This is a genomic window from Streptomyces collinus (assembly GCF_031348265.1).
Lineage (GTDB): Bacteria > Actinomycetota > Actinomycetes > Streptomycetales > Streptomycetaceae > Streptomyces > Streptomyces collinus.
On sequence record NZ_CP133771.1, the window covers coordinates 1,007,479 to 1,026,414 of the forward strand.

Here is an 18,936-nt window from a genome sequence, read left to right on the forward strand (position 1 = left end):
CATGTCCCCGCGTAGCGCCTCGGTCAATGAAGAGTTGCGGCGGCGTTCCCGGGAGCGGCTCCTGCAGGCCGCGGTCGAGCTGGTGGGCGAGCGCGGCTACGACGCGACCACCCTGGGTGACATCGCGGACCGGGCGGGGTCGGCCCGTGGTCTGGTGTCGTACTACTTCCCCGGCAAGCGCCAGCTGGTGCAGTCCGCCGTGCACCGGCTGATGCACCGCACGCTGGAGGAGGCGCTGGAGCGCGAGCCGCGCACCGAGGACGGCCGGGAGCGGATGGCCCGGGCCATCGACGCGATCCTGGGCCTTGCCCGGGACCGGCCCGTGCTGATGCGCCAGCACATGGCGGGGATCCTTCAGGCCGAGGGTTTCATGCAGTGCCCGGAGCAGCGGCGGCTGGCCGAGCTGCTGCGGGACACCATGGTCCGGCACGGGTCTCCGGACGTCGACAGCGACTACCCGATGCTGCGCGCCCTGCTGATGGGCTCGGTGTACGCGGCCGTGATGCCGGGGGCGCCGATGCCGGTGCCGGTGCTGCGCGCCGAGTTGTTCAAGCGCTACCGGCTCGGCTGGGAGCTGGGCCTCCCGCCGGAGACCGGAGCCTGCGGCGGGAGGGGCGACATGGATCTGTCGCGGTTCTTCGCGACCGGGGCCGCACCGGAGTGCGACCCGCGGGGTCAGTCGAAGTAGTCCGGCTGGGTCTGGACGTTGAGCTCACGCTGGTGGACCCAGCGGGCCGGGTCCGTGCGCCGGTCCTTGATCTTCAGGACGTCGAAGCCCCGCGCGTACTCGTTCGAGTAGATGTAGCCGTTGTAGTAGTACGCCGACCACGAACCGCCCGACTTGATCGTGTCGGTGGTCAGCGGGCCGCGGTCGAAGTAGGCGATCTCCTTCGGCTTGGCCGAGTCGGTGAAGTCCCAGACGGAGACGCCGCCCTGGTACCAGGCCTGGACCATGATGTCCTTGCCCTTGACCGGGATCAGCGAGCCGTTGTGGGCGACGCAGTTCTCGGTGTCCGCCTGGTGGCGGGGGATCTTGAAGTAGCTGCGGAAGACGAGCTTGCGCTTGTCGCCCTTGCCGACCACGTCGTAGATGCCGTCGGCACCGCGGTCCGGGCCGATCTCCGCGTTGCAGGTGGCCGCGCCGCCGCCGCCCAGCTCGTCGGTGAAGACGACCTTGTTCGCCTTCTGGTTGAAGGTCGCCGAGTGCCAGAACGCGAAGTTGACGTTGTCCTGCACGCGGTCGATGATCTTCGGGCGTTCCGGGTCCTTGATGGAGAACAGGATGCCGTCACCCATGCAGGCGCCCGCCGCCAGGTCCTTCGACGGCAGCACGGTGATGTCGTGGCAGCCGGTGGTCTTGGAGACGCCCGGGTTGGTGGGTCCGCCCGGGTTGCCGCCGCCGTCCGGCCCCTCACCGGGGAACAGCACGGGGAAGCCCACGACCGCCGCCTTCTCGGGGGCGCTGCGCGGCACCTTGATGACGGAGATGCCGTCGTGCGGCGGCTGGCAGTCGGGGTAGGCGGCGTTCGGCGAGTACGAGGAGACGTACACGTAGACGCTCCGGCGCTCGGGCACCAGCGTGTGGGTGTGCGAGCCGCAGGCGGTCTCGACGGCGGCGACGTACCTGGGGTTGCGCTTGTCGCTGATGTCGAAGACCTTCAAGCCCTCCCAGGAGGACTTCTCGGTCGCCGGCTGGGTGGTGCTGGAGCAACTGCTGTCGCTGCGCGAGGAGTCGGTGGACAGGAACAGCAGGTTGCCGGAGACGGAGATGTCGTTCTGCGAGCCGGGGCACAGCACCTGGGCGACGGTCTTCGGCACCTTGGGATTGCTGATGTCGAAGATGCGGAAACCGTCGTAGTTGCCCGCGAACGCGTACCTGCCCTGGAAGGCGAGGTCCGAGTTCGTGCCCTGGAGCACGTCCTTGGGGACGTGGGCCAGGTGCTGGATGTTGTCGGAGTGGACGATCTCGTCCTGGCCGGGTATCTCGCCGCTCTGGATGGCCTCGCGGACCTCGGCCTGAGCGCTCTTGGAAACCTTCTTCGGCGCGGACGGCGCGTCCCCCGGGTCGGGGGTGGCCGCTGCCGGTGCCGCGGTGAGGAGCGCGGCCAGCAGCCCACCGGCGGCAGCCACAACTCCCACGCGTCTGCGGCGTGTTCTACGGTCGTTCAACAGGATCACTGTTTTCCTCCCTGGTTCCGTTCACTGCGGAACGGTTCACGCACCACGCAGTATCGTCTTCGCCATGCACATACCAACAGGGGGCAACAGAATCGCAATGAAGTTTCCCGATCAATGACCCGCGGAAGCGTGCCAGTACGTCGTCCGCAACACGAGGTGCGTCCCAACCCACCTGCCACAGGAGGTCGTTGTGCTCTTCCGCCGTGCGTCTCGGGCGTCCGCCGTCACGACGGGGCTGGTCGCCCTGGCCGTGCTCGCGGCCGGAGGCTGTGACTCCGGCCCGGACCGCGAGCCGGCCGCGGCGGACGGACCCGCCGTGATCGCGCCGGGCGAGCCCGGCGAGGCGAACCGCACCCTGTCCGCCGAGGAGGCCGCCGACCAGCGCTCGGAGAACGACTCCCCCAACTCGGCCGACGTCTCCTACGTCCGCATGATGATCGAGCACCACGCCCAGGCCCTGGTGATGACCGAACTCACCCCGCGGCGTGCCGAGTCGACGGCCGTGAAGCGGATCGCCGAGCGCATCGCGGCAGGGCAGAAGCCCGAGATCGAGGCCATGAAGGGCTGGCTGAAGTCGTACGGCAGACCACTGAAGGCCGAGCGGCACGAGCACGCCACGATGCCCGGCATGGCGACGAAGGCCCAGCTGAAGAAACTCCGCGCGGCAGACGGAAAGGCCTTCGACCGGCTTTTCCTCACCCTGATGACGACCCATCACCAGGGCGCGATCACCATGGCCACGGACGTGAAGGGGCAGGGCAACAACATCCGCGTCGAGGAGATGGCCGACGAGGTGATCGCGCAGCAGACGAGCGAGATCACGCGGATGCGGAACATGCTCTGAGCACGCCCCGGGGCGGGGCCCCGCCGCGGTCAGCGGCGGGCGCGGCACGGCCAGCGGCAGGCGCGGCACGGCCAGCGGCGGGCGCGGCGCGGTCAGCGGCAGGCGCGGCACGGTCAGCGGCGGGCGCGGCGCGGTGGCAGCAGGCCCGCGTCCCGGGCCTGGCCGATCAGCCTGAGGGAGGTACGGCGGCTGTGCCCGGTCGCACCCATCACGGCGAGGACCGGGTCGGCACCGCCCCGCTGGGCCGCGCGGTACTCCTGCGCCACCAGCCGCCGCCCCTCCGCCCCCTGCGGCCAGGCCGGCCGGGCACGGCGCCGCTGCGCCCCGCAGCCCTCCGGCCCGGGTCCGGCACCGCACGCCCGCGCCACCGCCTCCTCGATCCAGTCGGCGAGCACGGCCAGGTCGTCGAGGGACAGCGCGGGCTGGGCGCGCACCTCCTCGACGCAGACGCATCCGCCGCCCACGACGGCCAGCGCGTCGACGCGGGCGCCGTCCGGGAAGGCCAGCCGGAACTCGAACCACCGCGTGGCGCCCTCGTTCTCCCGCACTTCCCATGCGGGGCGCACGGACACCGCACCGTCCGCCGGAGAGCGATCAGAAAGATTCAGAAAGGATGCTTCCAGCACACACTGAACGTAACCGCATGATCACATTCCCTATAGATCGGACACGCGCCGCGGGTGGAGCACTGCACCCTGTCAGCGGAGCCCGCCCGGTGCGATGCTGGAGGCGTCAGCGCTCTCCTGGGATCCGCCGGATCCCCCGGGTAAGGAGTTCCGCCGTGCTGCGAGTCGCCGTCGTAGGCTCCGGGCCGAGCGGGTGCTACACCGCCCAGAGCCTCGTCCAGCTGGACTCCGAGGTGCGCGTCGACGTCCTGGACCGGCTGCCGTGCCCGTACGGCCTCGTCCGCTACGGCGTGGCACCCGATCACGAGAAGATCAAGTCGCTGCAGAACACCCTGCGCGCGGTCCTGGAGCACGACCGGGTCCGGTTCCTCGGCGGCGTGCAGATCGGCCCCGATGGTGTGCGGGTCACCCGTTTGCGGGAGCTCTACCACGCGGTGGTGTACTGCGTGGGCGCCGCAACCGACCGGCGCCTGGGCATCCCCGGGGAGGACCTGCCGGGGAGCTGGTCGGCGACGCAGTTCGTGTCCTGGTACAGCGCCCACCCGGACGCCGTGGACTCCGGATTCCTGCGGGACACCCGGTCAGCCGTAGTCATCGGCGTGGGGAACGTCGCCGTGGACGTCACGCGGATGCTGGCCCGGGGACTGGCCGAACTCACCCCGACCGACATGCCGCAGGCGGCCCTGACGACCCTCACGGAGAGCCGGGTGACCGAGATCCACATGGTGGGCCGGCGCGGCCCGTCCCAGGCCCGGTTCACCACCAAGGAGCTGCGCGAACTGGGCACCCTGCCGGAGACCGACGTGGTCGTGGACCCGGCGGAGCTGGCCCTGGACCCGGACTGCACGGACCCCTCCGCGCTGCCCGCCCCGCAGCGCCGCAACGTGGAGGTCCTGCGCGGCTGGGCCGAGGCACCCCCGACAGGCGCCCCGCGCCGCATCCGTCTCCGGTTCTTCCTCCGCCCGGCCGAACTGCTCGCCGAGCAGGGCCGCGTGAGCGCGGTGCGGTTCGAGCGGACGGCCCCGGACGGTCACGGCGGTGTGACGGGCACGGGCCGCCACGAGATCGTCGGGGGACAGCTGGTCCTGCGCTCGGTGGGCTACCGCGGCGTCCCCCTGGAGGGCCTTCCGTTCGATCCGGCCACCGGCACCGTCCCGAACCGGTCCGGCCGCGTCCTGCGCGGGGGCGTCGTGACTCCGGGCGAGTACGTGGCGGGCTGGATCAAGCGGGGCCCCACGGGCGTCATCGGCACGAACCGCCCCTGCGCCAAGGAGACGGCCACGGCGCTCCTGGAGGACGCACCGGCCCTCGCCCTGCGGGCCGTGCCCGACGACCCCCTCCCGGCCCTGCGTGCGGCGGGGACCGACCCGGTCGCCTGGCAGGGCTGGCAGTCGATCGAGCGGGCAGAGGCGGAACTGGGAGCCTCGCTGGGCCGCGGTGTGGTCAAACTCCCGGACTGGCAGTCGCTGTTGCAGGCCGCGGAGGGCAAGGCCCCTTAGCCCTCTAGATCTTCAGCTCCTTAGCCCTTTGCCCCCTTGGCCCCTTGGCCCCTTGGCCCCTTGGCCCCTTGGCCCCTTGGCCCCTTGCACCATGGATGCCCGATCAAGGCGTGAGTGTGGCGCCGCGCTCCCAAGATGCCGGAGTCACCTGGGCCGCATGCCCCGCGGGTACCTCAGCCAGCCAGACGGACGGCCTGCCGGGCCGCCGCAGCGAGCAGGGCACCCATGAGCCCCGGGAACAGCTCGTCGAGCTCGTCCCGCCGCAGCCCGTTCATCTTGGCCGTCCCCCGGTACACCTGCCGGATCACCCCGCTCTCCCGCAGCACCCGGAAATGATGGGTGGTGGTCGACTTGGTGACGGGCAGCTCGAAGTCCGAGCAGGACAACTCACCCCGCGCCCCGGCCAGTTCCAGCACGATCCGCAACCGCATCGGATCCGAGAGCGCGTGCAGCACCCCCTCCAGCCGGATCTCGTCACGCGCGGGATGCGGCAGGTCACGACTGCTGACGGCGGGCGACGACACGGCGGCTCCACTTCCTCGGGAACCCCCATAGTACGAGAAGCATCGTAGTTTGACATCCGCCGTACTACGATGCCTATCGTACGAGTCGACATCGGCCCCCCGTGACGAATGGAGTCCGCCGTGACCGCGCTCTTCGAACCCTTCACCCTGCGCGAGCTGACGATCCCGAACCGCGTGTGGATGCCCCCGATGTGCCAGTACTCGGCGGCGCCGGAGGGCCCGGAGGCCGGAGTCCCCGCCGACTGGCACTTCGCGCACTACGCCGCCCGTGCCGCCGGCGGCACGGGCCTGATCATCGTCGAGGCGACCGCGGTGTCCCCGCAGGGCCGCATCTCCCCCTACGACCTGGGCATCTGGAACGACACCCAGGTCGAGGCGTTCCGTCGCATCACCCGCTTCCTCACCGCACAGGGCACGGTGCCGGCGATCCAGCTCGCGCACGCGGGCCGCAAGGCATCCACGGACCGCCCCTGGAAGGGCGGGGCCCCGGTCGGTCCGGACGAGCACGGCTGGCAGCCGGTCGCCCCGAGCCCGCTCGCCTTCGACGACCGGCACCCGGTCCCGGACGAGCTGACCACCGGCCAGATCAAGGATGTGGTCGAGCAGTTCGCCGCCGCGGCCCGCCGCGCACTCGCCGCCGGTTTCGAGATCGCCGAGATCCACGGCGCCCACGGCTACCTGATCAACGAGTTCCTCTCCCCGCACTCCAACCACCGCACCGACGCCTACGGCGGCTCGTACGAGAACCGCACCCGCTTCGCCCTCGAAGTCGTCGACGCCGTGCGGGAGGTCTGGCCGGACGACAAGCCGCTGTTCTTCCGTGTCTCGGCGACCGAATGGCTCGACGACGGCGGCTGGACCGCGGACGACACGGTCCGTTTCGCGGCCGATCTGCGAGCCCACGGCATCGACCTGCTGGACGTCTCCACCGGCGGCAACGCCTCCGGGGTCCGCATCCCCACGACCCCCGGCTACCAGGTGCCCTTCGCCGCCCGGGTGCGGAACGAGACGTCCCTGCCCGTCGCCGCCGTCGGACTCATCACCGACGTCGAGCAGGCCGAGAAGATCCTGGCCAACGGCGAGGCGGACGCGGTCCTGCTGGGCCGCGAGCTGCTGCGCACCCCCTCCTGGGCCCGGCACGCGGCACGGGAACTCGGCGGTGAGGTGCGGGTGCCGGACCAGTACCACCGGTCGGTCTGATCCCGCACCCCGCAAGGTACGTCAACCGGCCGCGCACGCCGTCCCGTTGAGCGTGAACGCGGCCGGGGCGGCGCTGTCGCCGCCGTGATTCGCCTGGTATCCGATGCTCACGCTCGCGCCCGGCGCGATGGTGCCGTTGTACGCGACGTTGGCGGCGGTGACCGAGCCGGACGACGGCGTGTACGTGGCACCCCAGCCACCCGTGACCGTCTGCCCCGCGGGCAGCGTGAAGGCGAGTTTCCAGCCGTCGACGGTCGTCGTGCCGGTGTTGGTGAGGGTCACGGAGGCGGTCAGGCCGGTGTTCCAGGCGTTCACCGACACCTTCACCCTGCACGCGCCGGGCTGGGGCTGGGGAGCAGGGCCCGAGCCGTCCAGGCCGAAGAAGGTGAGCACGCGGGAGGCCATGCCCTGGGCGTAGAGGTTGTGGCCGACGCCCTGGAGGCTGACGGCCTCCACGGGGGGCCGGTCACCCGTACCGCCGTAGCGGGTGCGGATCCAGCCGGACTGGGGCGTGTCGGTGCCGGTGGGCGTCTGACTCACGCCCTGCACGTTCGTCCACTGTTTGATCTGCTCCCCGAAGTTGGGGTAGCGCAGGACGTCGTCCTGGGTGCCGTGCCAGATCTGCATCCGGGGCCGGGGGCCGGTGTAGCCGGGGTACGCGCCCCGGGCCAGGTCGCCCCATTCCTTCGGGGTGCGGGTGATCGTGCCGCCCGAGCAGGCGCTGTTCCACTCGGAGCCGTCGGTGGTGGCGAAACAGCCGAACGGGACGCCCGAGAAGGCGGCGCCCGCCGCGAAGACGTCCGGGTAGACCCCGAGCAGGACGTTCGTCATCATCGCGCCGGAGGAGATGCCGGTGGCGAACACCCGGCTCGTGTCGGCGTCGTAGGTGCGGGTGACCCAGTCGATCATCGACTTGACGCCGACGGGGTCGCTGCCGCCGCCGCGGCGCAGGGCCTGGGGCGAGGACACGTCGAAACACTTGCTGCTGCGGGTGACGGACGGGTAGAGCACGATGAACCCGTACCGGTCGGCGAGCGTGTCGTACTCGGTGCCGTTGTACATGTCCGGGCCCGAGCCGGTGCACCAGTGCACCGCGACCACGACGGCAGGCTTCGGCGTGACGCTCTCCGGTACGTACAGGTACATCCGCAGGTTGCTGGGGTTGGTTCCGAAGTTCGTGACTTCGGTGAGGGCCGCGGCGGGCACGGCCCCGGCGCGGCCGGATTCGCGGGCCGGCTCGTCGGCGACGGCCGCGGGCGCTGTGAGCGCGGTGGCCGTGAGCAGCGAGAGCAGCGCGGCGACGAGCCCGAGGAGTGCCGGCCACGGGCGTCTCCTCGCGGCGGGGCGGGCGGTGGCGGGCACGTCCGGGTTCCTTCGGTTCATCGACTCGCCCTCTCGTGAAGGGAAGCGGTCCGCTCGGCATGGTGACATGGACATGGCTCGCATGGAAGCGCTCCCACACCGTCGGCGACCTGACCAGGAGCGGCCGAAAGTGTTCTGCGCGAGGCGTTGACTAGAAAGCGCTTGCCCCCTACGTTCCGTTCAGCAGTGTGACCCGTCAGCGCAAGCGGGGCACATTCAGCGCGCGCAATCAGCAGATCCGTGAACGACGTTCATGTACATGTTCTGCCAGGCTCCATGACGACACCCCCCACGGGACGCCCGGGCGCCGGAGGCCCCAGACCCCCATCCACCCCCACGACAGAAGGAATCGGGACATGACTTCTGCGACACGTCCGCGCGCCCGCAGGCGCGCACTGACCGGCGCACTGGCCACACTCGGCCTGTCGGTTGGCATGATCATGACTACCCACGCGCCCACCGCGAGCGCCGCGACCTGGCCGACCCCCAACGGCAGTCAGGGCACCTCCTCCACCATCTCCGTGTCCGGCACCAAGGACTACGGGATGAAGCGGTACTACGGCACGGGGGAACTGGCCGGCGACGGCCAGGAGGAGGGCCAGGACCCGATCTTCAAGCTCGCGGACGGCGCGGTGCTGAAGAACGTCATCCTGGGCGCCCCCGCGGCCGACGGCGTCCACTGCGAGGGCAGCTGCACACTGCAGAACGTCTGGTGGGAGGACGTCGGCGAGGACGCCGCCACCTTCCGCGGCGGCAACGGCGCCACCTACCAGGTGATCGGCGGCGGCGCGAAGAAGGCGGCCGACAAGGTCTTCCAGCACAACGGCGGCGGCACGCTGACCGTCTCCAACTTCGCGGTGCAGGAGTTCAAGACGCTCTACCGCTCCTGCGGTGACTGCTCCACGCAGTACACGCGCAAGGTCAACCTCAACACCGTCGACGTGACCGGCACCGGCTCCACAGCGCGGCTCGTCGGCATCAACGTCAACCGCAACGACGTGGCGACCCTGCGGAACATCACGATCCGCAACGATGCCGGCCGCAAGGTCGTGCCCTGCCAGAAGTACAACAACAACAGCGCCGTCGGCTCGGGACCCGACAGCAAGAACTGCCTCTACAGCACTTCGGACATCACCTACAGGTAGTCCGCAGCGGTTCCCCCCACGGTGAAGGCGGCCGTGCGGAGCGTCCCGGCGGGCGCTGCGCACGGCCGTTCGCGTCAGGTGCCGCGCACGCGCGCGCGTACCTCTCCGATCAGATCCCGCTGGTAGTCGGTGTAGGCGGCGCGCAGTTCGGCGCCGGGCCAGCCTGCGGGCAGGAGCCCGGGCGGCAGCACGGGGTCGGCGAGCAGGTGCCGTACCACGGCGGCGAAGGCGGTCAGGCGGCCGGCCGGGCGGGTCTCATCGGCGATGTGGGCGAGCAGGGCCCGTGCCGTGGCGGACCAGCCCTCCAGCGGCCACAGCGTTTCGGCCAGTTCGGCCGGGGGCCGGGCGGGGCGGGCCGTGTAGTGCCGGACCACCTGCTCCAGGTCGCCGGGGAGGGCACGGGTCAGGTTGGCGGGTCGCAGCCAGACACCCTCGCGCAGTTCGGCGAGCCGGAGGGCGGTCAGCCTCGTGCGCAGGTCGGCGCGTTCGGCGGGCCCGCGTCCCGTCACGGTGATCACGGCCATCTCCCAGTCGCCGTCCCACGCGCGCGTGCGCGGGTGCACGGCGTCGTCCTGGCGGCGCTGGCGGTCCAGCAGCCGGTCGCTGAGGCGGTAGCCGCCGTCCGTACGCCGCAGGTCTCCGGCGGTCACCATCCGGCTGAGCGCCGCCCGCAGGGTCGAGCCGCCGACGTCGAATCCCTCCATGAGCCGCACCAGTTCCCTGACCGGCAGCTCCGGGGGATGGGCCCCGAGCAGCAGGCTCAGCACGGCCGACCGGGCGGACAGCGGGCGCAGATCCAGCGCGCCGGACCGCGCCGGGACGTTCATCGGCATGGTCACGTACTGTACGCGGCACCCTTCCGTGTTGCAGTATTGCTGCGACCGCAGCCAGAGTGCAACACTCGGGCATGGTCTCGACACCGGACGAACATCAGGCGTACGGCGGATCCGCCACGCACGACGTCACCAACCAGGCCCCGCCCCTCACCCCGTACGACGCCTCGGACGACACGGCGCTGCTGGAGGGGCTGCGGCGGGAGGGCGCCGAGTGGGCCGAGGAGGACCTGCGGCGGCTCGGCCGGCAGGCCGGGAGTGCCCAGGCGCAGGAGTGGGCCGACCTGGCCAACCGGCACGAGCCGGAGCTGCGGACGCACGACCGGTACGGCAACCGCGTCGACGAGGTCGAGTTCCACCCCAGCTGGCACCACCTGATGCGCACGGCGATCGCGGAGGGTCTGGCCGCCTCGCCCTGGGCGGACGACCGGCCCGGCGCCCATGTCGCGAGGACCGCCGGCGGACTGGTCTGGGGCCACACCGAGGCGGGGCACGGCTGCCCCACGTCGATGACCTACGCCGCGATCCCCGCGCTGCGCACCCAGCCGGAGCTGGCGAAGCTCTACGAGCCGCTGCTGACGAGCCGGGAGTACGACCCCGTCCTGAGGGAGCCCACGGAGAAGCGGGGGCTGCTGGCGGGCATGGGGATGACGGAGAAGCAGGGCGGCTCCGACGTCCGGACGAACACCACGACGGCCACGCCCTCGGCGGAGCCCGGGGTGTACACGCTGCGCGGGCACAAGTGGTTCACCTCGGCGCCGATGTGCGACGTGTTCCTGGTCCTGGCGCAGGCTCCGGGCGGGCTGTCGTGCCTCCTGGTGCCGCGCGTGCTGCCCGACGGCACACGCAACACCTTCCGCATCCAGCGGCTGAAGGACAAGCTGGGCAACCGGTCCAACGCCTCCTCCGAGCCCGAGTTCGACGGGACGGTGGCCTGGCTGGTCGGGCCGGAGGGCCAGGGCGTGAAGACCATCATCGAGATGGTCAACTGCACCCGGCTGGACTGCGTGATGATGTCGGCCGCGCTGATGCGCACGTCCCTGGTCGAGGCGGGGCACCATGCGCGCCACCGCAGCGCGTTCGGCGCACGGCTCGTGGACCAGCCGCTGATGCGCAACGTTCTCGCCGATCTGGCGCTGGAGTCCGAGGCCGCGACGACGCTCACCCTGCGGCTGGCCGGGGCGGCCGACCGGGCGATCCGCGGGGACGAGGGTGAGGCCGCCTTCCGCCGGATCGCCACCGCCGTCGGCAAGTACTGGGTGACCAAGCGGGGCCCGGCGTTCACCGCGGAGGCCCTGGAATGCCTCGGCGGCAACGGCTACGTGGAGGACTCGGGCATGCCCCGGCACTACCGCGAGGCTCCCCTGCTGTCGATCTGGGAGGGCTCGGGCAACGTCAACGCCCTCGACGTGCTGCGGGCGCTGAGCCGCGAACCGGGCACCGCCGAGGCCCTGTTCGACGAGCTCGATCTCGCCCGGGGGGCGGACGCCCGGCTGGACGGGGCCGTGACGCGGCTCAGGACGGGGCTGTCCGAGGCATCGCAGACGACGGCCCGCCGTCTCGTGGAGCAGATGGCGCTGACGCTCCAGGCGTCGCTCCTCGTCCGGCACGCCCCGCCGGCGGTGGCCGACGCGTTCTGCGCCACGCGGCTCGGGGGTGACTGGGGGCACGCGTTCGGGACGCTGCCCCGTACGGCCGGCCTGGACACCATCGTGGAGCGGGCGCTGCCCGGCGAAGGCCCGGCCGCCGGGGCGGGCTGACGACGCGGGCCCACGGGGGCGGGCTCACGGGGGCGGGGTTGGCCCACTCGAACTCCAGCCATCATGCGCACAGTTCGCGCACAGTCACTTCGCGGTTCCGCTTCGTTGTCAGTGCCGTGGTGCAGACTCCCCGTCAGATGGCACATCGTCTGGGGGAGGACAAGGTGTTCAGGGGGATCGACGAGGTCGACTGGGCCTCGCTGCGCCACGCGTACGGCAGTGCGGAGGACGTTCCCGGATTACTGCGGGGACTGGCCTCCGCCGACCCGGCCGAGCGGCAGACCGCGCTCGACGGGATGTACGGCGCAGTGCACCACCGGGGCGAGGTGTACGACTCGACGCTCGCCTGTGTTCCGATTCTCCTCGCGCTCGCCGTCCGGGAGGAAGTGCGGGACCGGGCGGGGATCGTGGAGCTCCTCGTCAGCATCGGCGAGGCGAGTGGTGCCCGCGGTGATCTCGCCGCGCGGGCCCGCGCGGCGCTGCGCGCGCGGGCCGGTGTCTTCGTCCGGCTCGCCGGGGACGCGGACCCGGCGGTGCGCGGGGCGGTTCCCGGGGCGCTGGTGCGGTTCCTCGGCCCACCGGCGCGGGTGCTGGCCCTGGTGCGGGAGCGGATCACCGTGGAGCGGGACGACCGGGTCCTGCTCGCCCTGACGGAGAGCCTCGGCCTGTTCGCGCAGCGGTACCGCCTGACCAGCGATGCCCACGCCGCCGAGGCGGTGCGCCTGCTGGCCGAGCTGAGCAGGCCCCCGTACGGCCCCGGGCTCCGGCTCGCCGCACTCGGCCAGCTCGCGGGGTGTGCCCCGGAACTGCTCCCCGCCGATCTCGTACCGGCCGTCGTCCGGCTGCTCAGGGACAGATCCGGGCGGCGGACTTCCGCGGGACACGCGGACGGCTGTCCCGGACCGGACACGCTCGCCGGCCGGCTGCAGCGGCTGCGTCCCTCGGACGAGGAGGGCTCCCGGCTGCTGCGGACCCTGCACTCCGCGCTCGGCGGCCGGGTGGCCGACCGCACAGCTCTGCTGTGTGGGCAGTTGACCAGTCCTGATCCCCTCGACCGGTGCAACGGCGTGTGGATGTCGGCCGGGCTGTTCCGCGAGTGGCGTGCCGGCCACGTGGAGCCGGTCATCCTCATCGGCGGCCAACTGGGCGCGGAAGAGGGCCGGTTGCACGACGCGGCGGTCACCGTCCTGGTGGAGCTCGGCGAGCTGGCCGCACCCGCCGCCGACCACCTGCACGCGTTGGTGACGTACCGTCCCGGGCTGCGCATACGGCACCGGGAGCGGAATGCTCCCGCCCTGGGCGGTCCGCTCAAGGCCCTGGCCGGGACCGGGGACCCGCGGGCCACACCGGTGCTGGCCGAGGTGCTGGCGGGCCCGGTCGTACCGGACGACCTGGGGCTGGTGATTCCCCACCTGGGCCGCGCCGCCCTGCCGCTCGCCCCGGCGCTGCGGCGACGGCTCGCCCGCGTGCCGCTCGACGCGCCCGACGTCCACCAGCGGGCGGTTCCCCTGTTGTCGGCCCTCGCCGCACTGGGCGACGCCGACTCCCTGCCCACGGTCCTGCGTCTGCTGCGCGGCTTGCCGGACGGGCTGCGGCGGCGCGATGCCGTGATGGAAGCCGCGGCCCGTGCCCTCGGCGTGTTCGGCGGCGGCGCGCGCGAGGCGATACCGGATCTGCGCGGACTGCTGGAGACGGACTGCGCCGTCGCGGCGGCGGACGCGCTGTGGTCGGTCACGGGCGACGCGGGTGCCGTGCTGCCGGTGCTGCTGCGGGAGCTGACGGGCCCCACGAGCGGCCGGCGGCGCGGTGCCGCGGCCGTACTGGGGCGGCTGGGCCCCGCGGCCCGTCCGGCCCTGCCCGGGCTGCGCGAGATGGCCGGCTCCGGGGACGCGTGGGCGCGGGCCACGGCCGCGTGCGCGGTGTGGCGCACCACCGGGGAACCGGAAGGGTTCCTCCCCGTGCTGCGCTCCATGTGGGCGGAACACCCGCGCACCCGCAGAACGATCGCCGCGAACGTCTCGGCACTGGGACCGGCGGGGGCTCCCCTGCACGACATGCTCCGGGCGGAGCTCGCCTCTCCCCGGCGGCACCGCCCCGGCTCCGGCAGCCACGGCATACGCGAGGACCTGGGGCTGCTGCGGGAGTGCCGGGAGGCGCTGGCCGGGCAGGCGCACCGGTAGGGCCTCGCCTCACCCCGCCGTACGCCCCCACATCGGGCCGAAGCGGGCCCACTCCGCGTCCCACTGGTCGATCCGGCGGCACTCCAGGCGGCCGCGCAGGGCACGGCCGGCGATCAGGGGTACGGCCGCGCCGCACAGGCCCGCCACGCCGCCGATCAGCAGCGCCCGCACGCGGGCCTGGGACGCGGTGACGGGCCGGGTGACCTGGCGGCCCTCGGAGTCCGTCCACACGGTGACCGGGGCGCCGGCCGCGCTGCCCGCCGGGACCCGCAGCTGGCCGGAGCGCCGGGAGCCGTCCGCGGCGGTCCACCGTGCCGTCGCCCACACCTGCTCGGCGCGGGACACCCGGGCGTTCTCGGTGGCCGTCCCCGGAGCGCGCTCGGCGAGCCGTGCCACGAGCGGGCGCCACTCGACGCGTTCCCGGGCCAGTCCGTCCTCCACGGAACGGCTCACCGACGTCCCGGCCAGCACCCCGGTGAGCACGGTGAGCGTCCACACGCCCAGGACGACCCAGGCCTCCACCCTGTCGGCACGGCGCTTGAGCGGATTGCGCCGCCAGCGCCACAGCCACACCTTCGGACCACGTAACGCCATCGAAGGCCTCCTCCTCACGAGCCCACGACCATCTCGCCGCCCTCCCCATACGGACGGCGGCGCCTGGATGCTCACTGCACCTACCCGGCGTGACGGTCCCCACGGTCCCCGCACGTGCCCGCACCCTGCGGGACGGGGTCGCGCAGGCCTCTGCCCCCGCGCCGCCGACACCCCGCTGACCTGCGGCGGAGCACGGCCCGGAGGTGACTGTCAGTGGCGGGGTGCAGACTGGCCGATGTCCGGGACGAAGGCGTCGACGAAGACGCCGCGGAGGTGATCGGCATGACCGAGGTACTGCTCGCCGTGGGCACGCGCAAAGGCCTGTTCATCGGGCGCCGGCGAGGTGGTGGCACCTGGGAGTTCGACGAGAGCCCCTACTTCAACGCGCAGGCCGTGTACTCGGTCGCCATCGACACCCGGGCCGGGACCCCGCGGCTGCTGGCCGGCGGCGACAGCTCGCACTGGGGCCCGTCCGTGTTCCACTCCGACGACCTGGGCCGCACCTGGACCGAACCGGCCAGCCCGGCGGTCAAGTTCCCCCAGGACACCGGGGCGTCCCTGGAGCGGGTGTGGCAGCTGCACCCGGCCGCCGCCGAGCCGGACGTGGTGTACGCGGGGACGGAACCGGCCGCGCTGTACCGCTCGGAGGACCGCGGGGAGACGTTCGAGCTGGTCCGGCCCTTGTGGGAGCACCCCACGCGGTCGAAGTGGGTGCCGGGCGGCGGCGGTGAGGGGCTGCACACCGTGCTCACCGACGCGCGCGACCCGCGGGCGGTGACGGTCGCCGTCTCGACCGCCGGTGTGTTCCGCACGCTGGACGGCGGCGCGAGCTGGACCCCCTCCAACTCGGGTGTGTCCGCGGTGTTCCTGCCCGACCCGAACCCGGAGTTCGGCCAGTGCGTGCACAAGGTCGCGAGGGATGCCGCCAGCCCGGACCGGCTGTATCTGCAGAACCACTGGGGGGTGTACCGCAGCGACGACGCGGGCGCGCACTGGACGGACATCGGCGAGGGCCTGCCGTCCACCTTCGGCTTCGCGGCGGTGGCGCATCCGCACAGGGGCGACACGGCGTACGTGTTCCCGATCAACGCCGACGCCGACCGGGTCCCGGCCGACCACCGGTGCCGGGTCTACCGGACGGCGGACGCGGGCAAGAGCTGGGAGCCGCTCTCGGCGGGCCTGCCCCAGGAGGATCACTACGGCACGGTGCTGCGCGACGCGATGTGCACGGACGACGCCGACCCGGCGGGCATCTACTTCGGCAACCGCAACGGCGAGGTGTTCGCGTCGGCGGACGACGGCGACAGCTGGCAGCAGCTCGCCTCGCACCTGCCGGACGTGCTCTGCGTGCGGGCCGCGCTCGTCGGCTGAGGCGCGGACGCGGGGGGAAAGTTGCGCACAGGCGTTGGCCACCGGTTGATCGCCGCTGCCCGTACGGCAGTAGGGTGACGCCCGTGGCACCACGACCCTTGCATGAGATCGTCGAAGCGGGCTGGGCGAAAGCCCTGGAGCCGGTGGCCGAACGCGTCGCCGCGATGGGGGACTTCCTCCGCGCGGAGATCGCCGCGGGACGCACCTACCTCCCGGCCGGGGCGAACGTCCTGCGGGCCTTCCAGCAGCCCTTCGACGACGTACGGGTCCTGATCGTCGGTCAGGACCCCTACCCCACTCCGGGGCACGCGGTGGGGCTGTCGTTCTCGGTCGCGCCCGAGGTGCGGCCGCTGCCCGGCAGCCTCATCAACATCTACCGCGAGCTGAACACCGACCTGGGGCTCCCTCAGCCGTCCAACGGTGACCTCACGCCGTGGACGCAGCAGGGCGTGCTGCTGCTCAACAGGGCCCTGACCACCGCCCCGCGCAAGCCCGCCGCCCACCGCGGCAAGGGCTGGGAGGAGGTCACGGAGCAGGCCATCCGGGCCCTGGCGGCGCGCGGCAAGCCGCTGGTGTCCATCCTGTGGGGCCGTGACGCCCGCAATCTGCGTCCGCTCCTCGGCGACCTGCCCTCCGTCGAGTCCGCTCACCCCTCCCCCATGTCGGCCGACCGGGGCTTCTTCGGCTCCCGCCCGTTCAGCCGGGCCAACGACCTGCTGATCCGCCAGGGCGGCCAACCGGTGGACTGGCGCCTGCCGTGAGCGGGGCGTCGGAGGAGTCCGGGTTCCTCGCCGTGGACTCCGGCGGCTCCGGGCTCCGGGCCGTGGTGGGGACCGCCGAGCGCGGACCGCTGGCCCGGCGGGCGTCCGGTGAGCCGGTCCGCACCGGTGACCGGGGCATCGATCCCGGGCACTTCATGGAGCAACTCGTGCCGCTGGTGCGCGCGTTGACCGCCGAGGCGGGAGCGGTGACGTTGACCGCCGTCGCCGTCGGCGCTGCCGGGCTGGCGTCCCTGGGTGCCGGACTGCGCGCCGAACTGCCGGGCACCCTGGCCCGGGAGTGGGGCGTGCGCAGGGTCGCCCTGGCCGCCGACGCCGTGACCGCCTACATGGGCGCGCTGGGGCCGCGGCCCGGTGCCGTGATCGCCGGCGGCACGGGACTGATCGCCGTGGGCACCGACCTGACCGGCTGGCGGCGTGCGGACGGCTGGGGGCATCTGCTCGGCGACTGCGGGAGCGGCGCCTGGATCGGGCGGGCCGGCCTGGAGGCGGCGCTGCGCGCCCACGACGGGCGCGAGGGCGGCTCGGCCCGGCTGCTGTCCTGTGCCCAGGAGGTGTTCGGGCCCGTCGTCGGGCTGCCCGGCGCGCTGTATCCCCGTCCCGACCGGCCCGCCGCACTCGCCTCCTTCGCACCCCGCGTGGCCGCCTGCGCCGGCGAGGACCCCGTCGCCGCGGGCATCCTGCGGGAAGCCGCCCGGCACATGGCCGACTCCGCCGCGGCCGTGTGCCCCGCGGGCGGTGAGCCGCGTGTCGCCGTCACCGGCGGCCTGTTCAAGCTGGGCGACCCGCTGCTCGGGCCACTGGACGAGGAACTGACGCGGCGGCTCCCGCAGGTTCGGCGGGTGCCGGCCGAGGGCGACCCGCTGCACGGCGCGGTACGCATCGCGGCGGAACTGAGCACGGGTCCGCTCACGCTGCCGGGTGACGAGACGATGCTGTCCGTGACCACCCGTCCGGGTGATTGATCCGATCACATCCCATCGGCACGTAACACATCAGACAAAACAGGACGGATACCGCTCACCTGCACCCTCCCCGAACAGGGGAACCCAAGAAGCCAGTAACATGCGGCGCCATGAGTTCCCCCACTGGGCCCGCGGATGGCCTGCCCGTACGAATGCCGCGCCCCCGCCAGCCCGGACGGCACCGCCGTCCCGAGCCGCTGGTTGCTCCCGAGGGCGCGCCGGCGCTCGTCCTCGCCGTGCCGGGGACGCCCAGTAGCGCCACGCGCAGCCTCGCCGAGGAGGTCGTGAGCATCGCCCGCTCCGAGCTGCCCGGCCTCGATGCCCGCATCGGCTACCTCGACGGGGACAACGCGGAGTTCCCCACGCTGCAGGCCGTGCTCGTGCACGCCGCCGAGGAGCGCACCGCCCGTTTCGAGCAGGCCCGCGCCGCCGGCATGGACGTCAAGATGCCCGACGGCCCCGTCGCCGTCGTCGTGCCGCTGCTCGCCGGCCCGGACAGCGCGCTGCTGCGCCAGGTCCGCCAGGCCCTCATGGAGAGCCGGGTCGCCGCCGAGCTGACCGACGTCCTCGGTCCGCACCCGCTGCTCGCCGAGGCGCTGCACGTGCGGCTGTCCGAGGCCGGCCTGGCCCGTGCGGACCGTGCCCGGCTGTTCACCGTGGCGACCGCCGCGGACGGCATCGTCCTGGCGTCGGTGGGCGGTGACGAGGCCGTGCAGGCGGCCGGCATCACAGGCATGCTGCTGGCCGCACGCCTCGCCGTGCCGGTGATGGCCGCGGCCCTGGACCAGGAGGGCTCCATCGCGTCCGTCGCCGAGCAGCTGCGCTCCTCCGGCTCTCAGCAGCTGGCGCTCGCCCCGTATCTGATCGGCCCGGAGATCGAGCAGGGCCTGATCGAGGAGGCCGCGAAGGAGGCCGGCTGCTCCGCCGCCGAGTCGCTCGGCGCGTACCCGGCGATCGGCAAGCTCGCCCTGGCCAAGTACACGACGGCGCTGGGCATCGCCCCGCAGCAGGCGCAGAGCACGCCGGTGCGCTGACGCGGGGCGCTGCGCGCAACGCCGTGAAGGCCCGCTCCGGTT

The 18,936-nt window shown here is 72.9% G+C and carries 17 protein-coding genes; 11 read left to right on the top strand and 6 right to left on the bottom strand.

The genetic code is table 11. The annotated features are described in order from the left end of the window. Position 1 precedes the first annotated feature (1 nt). Positions 2-688: a TetR/AcrR family transcriptional regulator gene (locus RFN52_RS04520; protein ID WP_184842640.1), complete on the top strand. Its 687-nt coding sequence runs from the start codon at positions 2-4 to the stop codon at positions 686-688. On the opposite strand, the gene RFN52_RS04525 is transcribed toward RFN52_RS04520, so the two are convergent. Continuing rightward, the gene (locus tag RFN52_RS04525) at positions 676-2,178 is read right to left on the bottom strand and encodes an LVIVD repeat-containing protein (RefSeq protein ID WP_184842642.1); all 1,503 of its coding nucleotides are present in this window, start codon (positions 2,176-2,178) and stop codon (positions 676-678) included. The two genes, RFN52_RS04520 and RFN52_RS04525, sit on opposite strands and share 13 nt — an antisense overlap. Positions 2,179-2,368: 190 nt before the next feature. Here RFN52_RS04525 and RFN52_RS04530 point away from each other — a divergent pair, with 190 nt between their 5' ends. Continuing rightward, the gene (locus RFN52_RS04530; protein WP_184842645.1) at positions 2,369-3,022 is read left to right on the top strand and encodes a DUF305 domain-containing protein; all 654 of its coding nucleotides are present in this window, start codon (positions 2,369-2,371) and stop codon (positions 3,020-3,022) included. Between the two features lie 113 nt (positions 3,023-3,135). Here the strand turns inward: RFN52_RS04530 and RFN52_RS04535 are convergent, their stop codons facing one another. After that, positions 3,136-3,594, bottom strand: coding sequence for a DUF6214 family protein (locus tag RFN52_RS04535; RefSeq protein WP_184842648.1), 459 nt, complete (start codon positions 3,592-3,594; stop codon positions 3,136-3,138). Positions 3,595-3,803: 209 nt separating this feature from the next. Here RFN52_RS04535 and RFN52_RS04540 point away from each other — a divergent pair, with 209 nt between their 5' ends. Next, the gene (locus tag RFN52_RS04540) at positions 3,804-5,147 is read left to right on the top strand and encodes an FAD-dependent oxidoreductase (protein WP_184842651.1); all 1,344 of its coding nucleotides are present in this window, start codon (positions 3,804-3,806) and stop codon (positions 5,145-5,147) included. 173 nt (positions 5,148-5,320) lie between these two features. Here the strand turns inward: RFN52_RS04540 and RFN52_RS04545 are convergent, their stop codons facing one another. Beyond that, positions 5,321-5,671, bottom strand: coding sequence for an ArsR/SmtB family transcription factor (locus tag RFN52_RS04545; RefSeq protein WP_184842654.1), 351 nt, complete (start codon positions 5,669-5,671; stop codon positions 5,321-5,323). Between the two features lie 120 nt (positions 5,672-5,791). Between RFN52_RS04545 and RFN52_RS04550 the strand changes: the two genes are divergently transcribed. After that, positions 5,792-6,871: an NADH:flavin oxidoreductase/NADH oxidase gene (locus tag RFN52_RS04550; protein WP_184842657.1), complete on the top strand. Its 1,080-nt coding sequence runs from the start codon at positions 5,792-5,794 to the stop codon at positions 6,869-6,871. A gap of 21 nt (positions 6,872-6,892) precedes the next feature. Here the strand turns inward: RFN52_RS04550 and RFN52_RS04555 are convergent, their stop codons facing one another. Then, positions 6,893-8,233: an extracellular catalytic domain type 1 short-chain-length polyhydroxyalkanoate depolymerase gene (locus tag RFN52_RS04555; protein WP_311240889.1), complete on the bottom strand. Its 1,341-nt coding sequence runs from the start codon at positions 8,231-8,233 to the stop codon at positions 6,893-6,895. Between the two features lie 356 nt (positions 8,234-8,589). On the opposite strand from RFN52_RS04555, the gene RFN52_RS04560 reads away from it, so the two are divergent. Beyond that, entirely contained in the window at positions 8,590-9,378 is a 789-nt protein-coding gene (locus RFN52_RS04560; protein WP_184842663.1) for a pectate lyase, read from the top strand. A gap of 74 nt (positions 9,379-9,452) precedes the next feature. Here the strand turns inward: RFN52_RS04560 and RFN52_RS04565 are convergent, their stop codons facing one another. Further along, entirely contained in the window at positions 9,453-10,211 is a 759-nt protein-coding gene (locus RFN52_RS04565) for a PaaX family transcriptional regulator C-terminal domain-containing protein (RefSeq protein ID WP_184842666.1), read from the bottom strand. A 74-nt stretch (positions 10,212-10,285) separates the two neighbouring features. Here RFN52_RS04565 and RFN52_RS04570 point away from each other — a divergent pair, with 74 nt between their 5' ends. Both RFN52_RS04570 and RFN52_RS04575 read left to right on the top strand, forming a co-directional pair. Then, positions 10,286-11,971 carry a DNA alkylation response protein gene (locus tag RFN52_RS04570; protein ID WP_184842669.1) on the top strand — a complete coding sequence of 562 codons (1,686 nt, stop codon included), beginning with the start codon at positions 10,286-10,288 and terminating at the stop codon, positions 11,969-11,971. A gap of 164 nt (positions 11,972-12,135) precedes the next feature. Continuing rightward, positions 12,136-14,151, top strand: a complete 2,016-nt coding sequence (locus RFN52_RS04575) for a HEAT repeat domain-containing protein (RefSeq protein WP_184853790.1) — start codon at positions 12,136-12,138, stop codon at positions 14,149-14,151. A 9-nt stretch (positions 14,152-14,160) separates the two neighbouring features. Here RFN52_RS04575 and RFN52_RS04580 read toward each other — a convergent pair whose 3' ends face one another. Next, positions 14,161-14,745: an Rv1733c family protein gene (locus tag RFN52_RS04580; RefSeq protein WP_184842673.1), complete on the bottom strand. Its 585-nt coding sequence runs from the start codon at positions 14,743-14,745 to the stop codon at positions 14,161-14,163. Positions 14,746-14,958: 213 nt separating this feature from the next. Between RFN52_RS04580 and RFN52_RS04585 the strand changes: the two genes are divergently transcribed. The 4 genes from RFN52_RS04585 to RFN52_RS04600 all read left to right on the top strand — a co-directional run bounded on the left by RFN52_RS04585 (position 14,959) and on the right by RFN52_RS04600 (position 18,894). Next, a complete protein-coding gene (locus RFN52_RS04585) occupies positions 14,959-16,116 on the top strand; it encodes a WD40/YVTN/BNR-like repeat-containing protein (protein ID WP_184842676.1) in 1,158 nt (385 codons plus the stop codon). Between the two features lie 83 nt (positions 16,117-16,199). Further along, positions 16,200-16,877, top strand: a complete 678-nt coding sequence (locus RFN52_RS04590) for a uracil-DNA glycosylase (protein ID WP_184842679.1) — start codon at positions 16,200-16,202, stop codon at positions 16,875-16,877. Further along, complete coding sequence (locus tag RFN52_RS04595) at positions 16,874-17,860, top strand: N-acetylglucosamine kinase (protein WP_184842682.1); 987 nt, start codon at positions 16,874-16,876, stop codon at positions 17,858-17,860. The genes RFN52_RS04590 and RFN52_RS04595 overlap by 4 nt, the downstream gene beginning before the upstream one ends. Before the next feature lie 110 nt (positions 17,861-17,970). After that, a complete protein-coding gene (locus RFN52_RS04600; protein ID WP_033307137.1) occupies positions 17,971-18,894 on the top strand; it encodes a sirohydrochlorin chelatase in 924 nt (307 codons plus the stop codon). Positions 18,895-18,936 lie beyond the last annotated feature (42 nt).

Coding starts and splice junctions, on each gene's coding strand:
- RFN52_RS04580 (WP_184842673.1), bottom strand. CDS start 14,745: ATGGCGTTACGTGGTCCGAAGGTGTGGCTGTGGCGCTGGCGGCGCAAT.
- RFN52_RS04520 (WP_184842640.1), top strand. CDS start 2: ATGTCCCCGCGTAGCGCCTCGGTCAATGAAGAGTTGCGGCGGCGTTCC.
- RFN52_RS04570 (WP_184842669.1), top strand. CDS start 10,286: ATGGTCTCGACACCGGACGAACATCAGGCGTACGGCGGATCCGCCACG.
- RFN52_RS04560 (WP_184842663.1), top strand. CDS start 8,590: ATGACTTCTGCGACACGTCCGCGCGCCCGCAGGCGCGCACTGACCGGC.
- RFN52_RS04565 (WP_184842666.1), bottom strand. CDS start 10,211: ATGCCGATGAACGTCCCGGCGCGGTCCGGCGCGCTGGATCTGCGCCCG.
- RFN52_RS04600 (WP_033307137.1), top strand. CDS start 17,971: ATGAGTTCCCCCACTGGGCCCGCGGATGGCCTGCCCGTACGAATGCCG.